The following is a 9838-nucleotide window of genomic DNA, read 5'->3' as shown; positions in this document are numbered from 1 at the left end:
CCTCCCGCGCGGCCGGGGCGCCCCCCCCCCGCCGCTCCGGCGCGGCGCGGTCGCCAGGACCGCTTGATCAGGTGCGCGCTCAAGTAGCTGACGCCTTCGGCGGAACCGAAGGCGTCAGCGCTGGCCCCGCGGAGCCGGTAGGGCGGCGTCCGCCCACGTCGATATGAGTGCGTCTCGCGGCCTTTTGACGGATGGCATGGTTCACCCTTGGCCGAGTTCCTGCCATCCGGGCCATCGCCAACCGTCGACGTCAGGCCAGGTCGCCGCGAGCCCGGCGGAGAGTACGCCGCCGAATGCCACGGTTCCCTCGTGGGATGCGTAGGCAATCCAATCGTGGTGCTCGTCGATCCAGAGACCCTCCGGCCCGGTGTACCTCGGGGCGACGATCTCCACATCCAACAGGTAGTCGGTCCCATCCTCGCGCAACTCGACTACACGCCGCCGGCCCAGCTCTCGCAGAACTCGGCGAACCTGATCAACGCCGTCGCCCTCCCACATCGACTCCCCGGTCAGGACCAGCACGTCGTGCGGAACCGAACCACTCAGCAACGGGTGCCACCAGCCGTTCTGCACCCCCCATCGCCGTTGCAGCGACGTCCGCCAGGCTGATGACTCCTCGGGCGTCAGCACGCGCCGGTACGGGACGGGGTCGGTGCGGAAATCGGGCTGCGCCGTCCAGTGCTGCACCTTTGCGGCGAACAGCCGGCGCTCATCGGCCATGGCCCGTGCTTGGACCTCGTCGTATGGGGGCTCGGTGAAGGGGGAGTTAGCACTCTCGGCAGCCGTGAGCATCATGCTGGCCACCACGTCACCGCTGGGAAGTCGGTCCGGATCGAGCCGCTCCACCTCCATGAGGATGGCGTCCACGACGTTGTAGCGGGGGAAGATCCGCTTCGCGTCGGTGGTGTAGTGGTACCCATCGGCTTGGCGGCCACTGTTGGACAGCTGGCCATACGCCCTCTGGAGTTCCTCGTATCGCCTCGTCAGATACCGGCGTGATGCCCAGTGCAACGTTGTGGGATCCACGCACACATCCTCTCCGGTCAGTCCACGGCGCTTCACATGTGCACGGATCTGGCCGCGATCCGCGCCTCTGCAGCTGAACTGTTGGGCCTCGGTTGAGCCGTTTCGGGAGCCCGCTGAGGATGAGCGGGCTCCCCGGAGCCTGGCCCGGCTCGAACGTGCTGCCATCCCTGGGTCAGTGACGTGCGGTACCGGCGCCGCACGTTGGGCAGGCCGGCCTCCGAGGTTAATGCATCCAAGCCTTGGTGGAGAATCCGTTTACGTCGGCGGTTGTTCCTGCTCTCCATTCTGGTAGGCCCGGCCGTCAGCCATGGCCGTTACGGCGGGGAGGTGGCTGCTCCGATCGCCGTACCTCGGGCCGGCGTCCGCGATCTGGCGAGGAACGACTGCGGGACTATCCACCGTGCCCAGTTACGAGCCGGGGATCCGGAAAGCCGACACTCCGTTCGAGGTCAGGTAGGTTGGCCGCAGGCGTCCGGGTCCGAGGGCCAGATCATTGGTGGGCGCTGGACCGCGGCCCGCCGAGTTCGTTTCAGCGCCAGTAGGACAGCGTGGCCAGCAGCACCGTAACCTCCTCGAGTTCGACGAGATGTCGCAATCCACGCCGGCTCAACCTTCATCCCTCTGTTCCGGGCGCCCGGAACCACGGGGTCAGTTTTCACGCGGAGCCGACAGCAATTGGCTGGCAGCTGGCATGGCGGGATGATGAGGTACCTGGGTGAAGGAATGGAAGGGCCGCTCGCGAAGAAAGGCCGATGGGGCGCGGTCGGCATGGAAGCTCAACCCGGGTGTGCCGCTGCGAAAGCCGGACGAGGGCGACGTGCTGGTGTCGGCGTCGATCGGGCCCGAGGGTGACCTTGTCGCGCTGTGGTCCAACCCTGGCGACGAGGCGGCTCTGCGATCAGTCACCACCCAACCTGGTTGGGCGACGTTTCCTGACCCGACCACCGATCGCCCCGTCGCAGGGCGATGGAGCCGACAGGCCGGGGAGAGGATCGACATCATCCCGTTGCCGGGGCTGACGCTGGCCCATCCCTCGTTGCAGCCCTTGCCCCACGGGCGGGTGCTGGTGGTCGGCGCGCGCTGCCGGTGGCGCCCCGACGGCCCGGACCATAACGCCGTGATCTACGACGGCGACGGGAACGTCGAGGTGGAAGCAACCCTCGGCGACGGCATCGAGCACATTTTCACCACCACCTCAGGTGAGGTGTGGGTCGGGTACTTCGACGAAGGCGTTTACGGCAATTACGGCTGGGGCAACAGCGACACTCCGCCACCGATCGGCGCCACAGGTCTGATCCGCTTCACACCCGAGCTGAAGCCGGCGTGGAGATTCCCATCCCATGTTGACAACGGCTGGGGCGCGATCAGCGACTGCTACGCCCTCAACGTCACCGACGACGCGGTCTGGACCTGCTATTACACGGACTTTCCCGTTGTGCGTGTCAGCGGAGACGAGGTCACCGGATGGCGCAACCCGATCGACGGAGCCAGAGCGCTGACGATCAGCGGCGACCGTGTCGGGCTCCTTGGCGGGTACGGGCATGAGCGTTACCGGTTCGTGGTGGGTGCACTGGACGGCGAAGCGATGCGCGTCATCGGCGAGTACCAGCTCGTCCTACCCGACGGCGCCCCGCTGCCACCTCGAGTGACGGCCGTCGGCCGCGGGCCGGTGCTCCACCTCATCACCGCCGACCGCTGGTACCAGGTGAACCTGCAGGAGGCTCCCGGCGGGTGACTGCGGTCAGCCGGTCGGTTGCGGCGGCGGGTCGGGCAGGCCCCCCCATGATCCGGTCGCAGTCGTACGGGTGCATGGCCACCCACATCCAAGTGCGACCCATCACCATCTACCGTCCCGGCCTGTAGGGCGCCACGCAGAGGTAGGCTGGCGCGCGCCGACCGCCTGCACGGCTGTTAGCCGAACTGGCCGCCATGATCCCGTCGAGTATCGAGGGCTATCGCGGCAGTACTGTGCGCGCCATGATCCGCAAAGTCATGATCGTAATGCCCCTTTGCCTGCTCTCCCTCACTGCTTGCAGCAGCAGCGCCGATAAGCCGGAAGCCTCTCCGTCCTCGACATCGCCGGCTCCTACCGCCACCGGGGTGTCGGGTGCGGCGGCCAGCCCGACCGCTCCAGACACCAGCGAGGAGGCGGTGCTTCGCCAAGCGGTGGTGGCGTACTCGGATGCCTTCCTCGACGCGGAGCCCACAGTCGGGTACGAGCTGTTCTCGGCCAGGTGCAAGGAACGCGTGACTCTCAGCGAATTCACCGGGATGCTGACGGCCGCCAAGCAGATGTACGGCAAAGCGATGCCAATCAAGAGCTTCGAGGCGCGGATCTCAGGGGATCTGGCACGAGTGACCTACACCTATGACGTGCCTGCTCTGAACCAGAACAAGGAGCCGTGGGTGCGGGAAGACGGAAAGTGGAAGCAGGACGACTGCTGAGGCTTGAGTCATGCCGGCGTGCAGCCTGGCCGAGGGCTGGAATTTCTGGGGCTACGACGACGTCGAGTGACCAGAAACGATCTACGCGCGCGGCTGCCAAGAGCAAGGGGCGTCTGCGATCATGGCCGGATGTTCGAACCGGGATCGCGTTCGAAGCAGGTCAGCACCTTCATGCTGCCCGAGGACGAGGCGGCATTCGACGAGGCGCTGGGCCCCGCGATTGCCGATCTCGGGCAGCGGGAGACCCATGATCAACATACTCGGAGCGTCACGCTGCACGACTCATTGGCAGGCCAGGCGGTTCCAATCCTGGGTTGGCAGCGGCGCCGGGGCGACGAGGGCGACGCGACTGGCTTGCCATGCCGCTCGCGGTCGCGGGCATGGAGCGCCACCTGGAGCAATGGGATGCAAGGCTTAAGCCCTACCAGCGACCCACGAGGGCAGATAGTTCGGCGCAGGGCGGAACATGCGGCGGATCCGCCACTTGAGTCAGCCAGATCGACACAGCCGTTCTGGAATAGCAAGATCGGGTGCGCGCATCTGCCGCAGGGCGGGGCCTTGGCCATTCGAAGGGCGCGTTCGTGCCAGTCAGCTCACGCGGGGCCGTCGAGATAGCCGACATCCGTGGAGCCTGACGCGACGCGGACGCGATACCCCCAGTGTCGTAGGACCTGGGCGATCTTTGCGGCGCCGGCCGGGTTGGCAGAGTGGATGTTGATGACGCCGACGTTAAAGGGGCGCTTGTCGAAGGCCGCCCGTTCGAGGATCTCCACGACCGGCCAGATCGTGTCGTCCCCGCCGAGGTCGTGGTCCAGCCACAGCTCGTCCAGGCGCCGGTCCCGGTACCGATCGAGGAGGTCAATTCCGGCGGCACTGGTGCGGGCCACCTCGGCGCTGCGACCATCCGCGAACGAACGGAGGTCATCGATCAGGACGATCGTTTGGCGGGCATGCACGCAATGATGATGCCTGCCACCGTCGGGATCCGACATCCGGTTTTGCCGTGTACCGAGCTGGATTGAGCGTGCTGCCCATGGGGTGCTGCCGGGCGGGCCCGGCGGTCGGCGGTGTTCTCGGGACGGGAGGATGAAACGGGGTCGTGTCGTGCTCTGGCTCATCCGCCGCGCCGTACGAAGCCGGCCACTGAGGCCGGCAGTTCATCCTGCGGCATGTGCTCGGAGCCGGGGCGGACGAAGTCGAACAGGAGCACAACGCGGTCGCTGGTGCCGTAGTTCCACGCCTCGTGCGTGACGGTGTCGTCGAAGACAAAGGGTTTCGCCCTCGCGCCATTGTTGGGTCTCGTCGCCGACTCGTAGCGCGCAGTCCTGGGGCACGACGAGTCCGAGATGGGCGCGGTCCCTGATCACCACCGCCCGCATGTCCTCGAACCCGAACGACTTCGCCGTGGTCGCCCGCCTGGGCCTGCTCGGGCTGAGGATCTTCGAAGCCTGCGGGTCGAACATCACCGACCTGGGCGAGGATCACGGCCACCGGGTCCTACGCGTGCGCGGCAAAGGCGGCAAGGTCATCCTCGTCCCACTGCCACCTGCGGTGGCCCGAGCCATCGACCGAGCCGTCGACGAGCGCAACGCCGGGCCGATCCTGCGCAACATGCATCATGGGCGGATGGACCGGCACGCCGCCACCCGCCGGCTCAAACACCTCCCCCACGCCGCGGGGATCCGGATGCCGAGGATGCACCCGCACATGCTGCGCCACACGTTCATGACGACCAGGCTCGACGCCGGTGTCAGCCTGCGCGGCGTGCAGATCGCCGCCCGCCACAGCGACCGCGAACCACCATGCGCTACGACCGAGCCCGCAAGAACCTCGACCGCCACCCCAGCTACATCCTCGCCGCCTACATGGCCTCCGGAACATGATCCGCCGCTCACGGCTTTGCCGATGACAGTGCGCGCAGGCGGACCAGATCAAGCGGTCACAGCGGGCGTCGGTCGAGGGATAATCGTCAACCGGGTCAGTTCCAGGGATCGGCGTTTGGATTCTCGCCGAGCAGCCGCGCGCTCGCCAGGCACAAGTCTTCGCCGAACAGTTGGTTGCCGCGGGAGTCGGTGCCCCAGGCGTCGTCGGCGCAGGCAGCGATGGCTCGCCATGTGTAGCCTCCAGCCCGCCATTGCCTGACCTGCCGCGCGATGTCCGTAGTCAGGGTCAGCCCCCACGCCTCCAGCACGCGCCGAATCTACGCTAACCGCCTTGACGTCGCCGCCTGTGCGTCCGGATCTGCCGCAGGCCGTGCATCGTGAGCGCAGCCGAGTGTGTTCACGTGAGGGGTCTCGTCCTGCGTTGTGGTTCGTCCGGGGACCGAAACGTGGTCGTGCCGTCCCGCGGAGAGCGCCATCATTGGCTCCGTGACCAGCTTCCCTGCGCAGGCGCGCCGCCTCCGTGACAGCACGCTCTCGCCGCAGCGCAGGCTTTACGCATTGCGGGAGTGCGCTCTGCACTGTGCCCCGTACGGATTCCGCGCCACCTGGCACCACCTGGTCGTCGCCGCCCGTATCCCACGCAGTCTCACCGACGATCTCGACGCGCTCGTGCGTGCCGCTGACGAACTGCAGCGGACACGCGACGTGGTCCTGCAGCGTGCGCAGGAGTACGCCGCCCTGCGGCGTCGAGAGAAGGCGACTGGTAGGCGACTCCCACGGACGCCGCCGCCCTGGAACTCGTGGGGCTGGTCCCGGATCGCCTACTGTCCCGACCCTGAACACCACCCGACGGGACCTCTCGCCACGGTCGTCCAAGCGGTCCTCGATCGCCACGATGCCGGAATCAGCGTCGACAGGCACTGCCTGGCATGCGGCATCGAAAGGCGACACCCGGGCCGCGCATGCCCGACCTGTGGCGTCCATCCGGACGGCCCCGCCGCACGCTGGCGTGCCTCCCGAGCCGAGGAACGCTGGCAACGGGTCTGGCGCCGTGAGCTAGACGACCGACCGACGCCGCTCGTCCCATGAGTTCGAGGTGCACAGACACCGCCGTACGCGCGGCAGGGCGAGCCCTCTGGAGCGCCTCCGACGGAGAAGCCGCGCACGGGGGTAACGGGCGAGTTGGACATTGAATTAATTCTATGTATCGTGGGAACGCTCCCAAACTGCCTCCACCACCCCATCTGATCGAGGAGCCGCACATGTCACGAAGGCGTCATCGCCCGGCCACCATGCTGGCCGGGCTGCTCGTTCTGGCCCTGTCAGCGACGCTGTTGCCACCGGCGTCGGTGGCCAGCACCGCCGCGGCCGGCCCGTCCCACACCCTCGCGGCGCCACTCACCGAGCTGACCGTGGTGTCCGAACGGGTGGCGTTCGGTCTGCAACGTCCGATCGCGATCACCGGGCTCCCGGACGGCCGGATGCTGATCGCGGAGAAGAGCGGCACCGTCCGCGCCTACCACCCCGCCACCGGCCTGGCGGCCGCGCCGGTGCTCGACCTGACCGCCCGCGTCGACACGTCGGACAACGAGCGCGGCCTCCTGGGCATCACGCCCGCGCCGAACTTCGCGCGAACCGGCATGCTCTACGTGGCCTACACGAGCCTGCCGGCCGGTGCGCTGACCCTGGCGCGAGTGCCCATCAGCGCTCCCGACCGGTTGCAGGTGCTGCTCACTCAGGAGCACGCCGAGTACGGCAACCACAACGGCGGACAGGTGGCGTTCGGCCGCGACGGCTACCTCTACTGGTCGACCGGCGACGGCGGCGGCGCGAACGACCCGTTCAAGAGCGGCCAGAACCTCGGCACCCTGCTCGGCAAGATCCTGCGGATCGACGTCAACCGCAGCTGTGGGGGCAAGCCCTACTGCGTACCCTCCGACAACCCGTTCCTCCGCACGCCGGGCGCGCGGCCGGAGATCTGGCTCTACGGGCTGCGCAACCCGTGGAAGTTCTCCATCGACCCGGTCGACAACTCACTGTGGATCGGCGATGTCGGCCAGGGCCTGATCGAGGAGGTCAACCACATCCGCCCGTCGCAGCGTGGCGCGAACCTCGGCTGGTCCTGCAAGGAGGGCACGCCGGTCTTCGACCAGACGCAGTGCCGGCCGGGCGTACGGCTCACCGACCCGGTCGTCGAGTACGAGCACTACCTGACGGAGAACTGCTCCATCATCGGCGGCCTGGTGTACCGGGGTTCCGTCACCCCGGAGGCGCGGGGGACCTACATCGCGAGTGACTACTGCTCGACCCGCGCGTTCGCCGTGCGTCCCAAGTCCACGGGCGGCTACGAGTCCGCGGAGATCGGCACCTTCCCCACCCAGCCGACGGCGTTCGGCGCCGATGTGAACGGCGAGCTGTACGTGCTCAGTGATCTTCCGGGCTGGCTGAGCAAGGTCCGGTTCGAGCGGGTCCAGGCGGCCGCCGGGGGCGGGGCGGCGAACCGCTGAAGCGCGGAGCCACCCGCAACACCCGTGGGGACGGCCGCCTTCCGGCGGCCGTCCCCGATCAACAGGTCAGAGGCCGGCGGCGTGCGCGGCGGCGGTGCCGCCGACCACGGGTAGGACGATGTTGCTGCTCTTCAGCGCGACCTTGAGGTTCGCCGCGGTGGTATCCGCCTGGCTGGAGTACTGCGGGTAGCTGGCCACGATGATCACGCCGATCCGGTGGCCGGGCTTGAAGACGTAGTCCTCCGGCAGCAGCGGGAAGCTGAAGTTGTACGACTCCCCCGGCACCAGCGGCACGGCGACGCGGATCGACTGCCGGTTCTGGGCGTCCATGATGCCCTTGGTGACCAGCTCGTAGTCTGCCGTGGCGACCCGCTTCGCCGTCTGCTTGTAGCAGCCGTCGTCCGTCGGGCTGCTCTCGCCCCAGCAGTCCTCCGTGGTCAGGGTGATGATCCCCTCGCCGGAGGCCCGGTGCGCGACCCGCTCGTCGGTGCCGTAGTCGACCAGGATCGCCCCGAGGTTGGTGTCGGTCTGGTCGGCGGTGGCCCGCAGTTGCACGGTCGGGGTGCCGGAGATGTGCAGCGGCGCGGAGAGTGGCGCGGAGAGGAAGGCCAACCGGTTGGGCTGCACCACGTCCGGGTTGAGGATCATGGTGTTCTGGCTCTGCGTACGGCTGTCCTGGAACGCCCCGGTCGCCGGCTTCGCGGTGGGCACCAGCCCGAGACCACCCGCGCCGGTGGTGCCGGGCTGGAGGAACACCTCGGTGTCGGCCTTGCCGGGGATCGGCCAGTCGGCGTGGGTCTCCCACACGTCGGCGGACCGCTCCAGGTCCACCCGCGGCTCATCCATGATGCCGTTGGCGACGCCCTGCAGCCAGAAATCGAACCACCGGTGCAGCGTCGACACCCACACCGCGCGGCGCGAGTCGAACGGGTCGACGTGACCCTCCTGCGACAGCCACAGCTTGCGCGGCACGTTGTTCTCCGCCAGGGCGTACCAGAACTTGCTGAAGTGGTCCGGTCGGACGTTGTCGTCGTTGAGGCCGTGGTAGAGCAGCACGCTGGCGGTGACGTTGGGGACCTTCTTGACGTAGCTACGCTCGTTCCAGAAGGACGTGTAGTCGCCGTGCTCGTCGCCGTCGGCGGCGCCTATCGCGTCGCGCACCGGCTTGCAGTAGTCCCGGCGCGCGGGGTTGGTGACCGTGTTGGCCAGCGACGCCACGTAGCTGTTGCCACGGGTGACCACGCCGTTGCTGCGCACGTAGTCGTAGTACTCGGTCGGTCCGCTGATGGGCACGACAGTGGTCAGGCCCTTCACGCCGGTCACCGCCGTGGCCATGGCCAGCGAGCCGTCGTACGACTTGCCGATCATTCCGGTCTTGCCGTTGTGCCAGTCCGCCTTGACGATTTCACCGGCGGCGTTACGGGCGGTGGCCCGGCCGTTGAGCCAGTTGATGGCCTGCTTGGCGCTCAGGTTGTCCTGGTTGGCGTTGGTGGTCGGGCAGCCGGTGGAGTTGTTGGTGCCGACCATGTCCAGCAGGATGACCGCGTAGCCGCGCGGCACGAAGTAGTTGTCGTAGAACAGCGGCCACTTGTCCAGCAGCCCGTCGCCGTCGAGGTCCGCCTTGCACTCGGACTCGTTGCCGCGGCAGACCGTCGAGTAGTAGGGGCTGGCGTCCATCACCACGGGGGCCTTGAGCCCCTGCGCGGTGGCCGCCGGCCGCATCAGGTCGAACGCGATGATGTCGCGCAGACCGTCGTTGTCGCTGTCGAAGGTGGAGTCGATGAAGAGGCGTTCCCGAATGGCGTCGGCGTAGCCGAACACCGGCTGGGTGACGCCGTCCTGGACGACGATCGACGGCGGGTTGTCCGCCGCCTGCGCCTGCGGCGCCGCGCCGAGGGCGGCGAGCACCGCCGCGGACAGTACGGCCATGCCAGTGCGCCAGCGCGTTCCCACTGTAGCCATGCATTCTCCTTGAGG

General features: G+C 67.9%; 8 protein-coding genes and 2 pseudogenes. 4 read left to right on the top strand and 6 right to left on the bottom strand.

The features are described from left to right. Positions 1-201: 201 nt before the first annotated feature. Positions 202-1026, bottom strand: coding sequence for a hypothetical protein (locus ABZU52_RS23580; protein WP_354973151.1), 825 nt, complete (start codon positions 1024-1026; stop codon positions 202-204). Between the two features lie 715 nt (positions 1027-1741). Between ABZU52_RS23580 and ABZU52_RS23575 the strand changes: the two genes are divergently transcribed. Continuing rightward, on the top strand, positions 1742-2761 hold the full coding sequence (locus ABZU52_RS23575) for a hypothetical protein (RefSeq protein WP_354973150.1): 1020 nt from the start codon (positions 1742-1744) through the stop codon (positions 2759-2761). A gap of 242 nt (positions 2762-3003) precedes the next feature. Then, positions 3004-3471, top strand: coding sequence for a hypothetical protein (locus tag ABZU52_RS23570; protein ID WP_354973149.1), 468 nt, complete (start codon positions 3004-3006; stop codon positions 3469-3471). A gap of 593 nt (positions 3472-4064) precedes the next feature. On the opposite strand, the gene ABZU52_RS23565 is transcribed toward ABZU52_RS23570, so the two are convergent. The 3 genes and pseudogenes from ABZU52_RS23565 to ABZU52_RS23555 all read right to left on the bottom strand — a co-directional run. Beyond that, positions 4065-4427, bottom strand: coding sequence for a cyclic-phosphate processing receiver domain-containing protein (locus ABZU52_RS23565; RefSeq protein ID WP_354973153.1), 363 nt, complete (start codon positions 4425-4427; stop codon positions 4065-4067). Between the two features lie 158 nt (positions 4428-4585). Further along, positions 4586-4819: an aspartyl/asparaginyl beta-hydroxylase domain-containing protein gene (locus tag ABZU52_RS23560; protein WP_354973152.1), complete on the bottom strand. Its 234-nt coding sequence runs from the start codon at positions 4817-4819 to the stop codon at positions 4586-4588. After that, a pseudogene (locus ABZU52_RS23555) lies at positions 4788-4934 on the bottom strand (hypothetical protein); the annotation flags it as partial. The gene ABZU52_RS23560 and the pseudogene ABZU52_RS23555, both read right to left, overlap by 32 nt. On the opposite strand from ABZU52_RS23555, the pseudogene ABZU52_RS23550 reads away from it, so the two are divergent. Further along, a pseudogene (locus ABZU52_RS23550) lies at positions 4876-5202 on the top strand (tyrosine-type recombinase/integrase); the annotation flags it as partial. The pseudogenes ABZU52_RS23555 and ABZU52_RS23550 sit on opposite strands and share 59 nt — an antisense overlap. Positions 5203-5449: 247 nt before the next feature. On the opposite strand, the gene ABZU52_RS23545 reads toward ABZU52_RS23550, so the two are convergent. Then, positions 5450-5662 (bottom strand): hypothetical protein, encoded by a 213-nt coding sequence (locus tag ABZU52_RS23545; protein ID WP_354973154.1) that lies wholly within the window; start codon positions 5660-5662, stop codon positions 5450-5452. Between the two features lie 954 nt (positions 5663-6616). On the opposite strand from ABZU52_RS23545, the gene ABZU52_RS23540 reads away from it, so the two are divergent. After that, positions 6617-7861: a PQQ-dependent sugar dehydrogenase gene (locus ABZU52_RS23540; RefSeq protein WP_354973148.1), complete on the top strand. Its 1245-nt coding sequence runs from the start codon at positions 6617-6619 to the stop codon at positions 7859-7861. A 66-nt stretch (positions 7862-7927) separates the two neighbouring features. On the opposite strand, the gene ABZU52_RS23535 is transcribed toward ABZU52_RS23540, so the two are convergent. Beyond that, positions 7928-9823: a CocE/NonD family hydrolase gene (locus tag ABZU52_RS23535; RefSeq protein WP_354973147.1), complete on the bottom strand. Its 1896-nt coding sequence runs from the start codon at positions 9821-9823 to the stop codon at positions 7928-7930. Positions 9824-9838 lie beyond the last annotated feature (15 nt).

The sequence above is a fragment of the Micromonospora sp. NPDC005220 genome, from assembly GCF_040607895.1.
Classification (GTDB): domain Bacteria; phylum Actinomycetota; class Actinomycetes; order Mycobacteriales; family Micromonosporaceae; genus Micromonospora.
The sequence above is the reverse complement of the archived record's forward strand: the minus strand, read 5'-3'. Positions and strand labels throughout refer to the sequence as shown.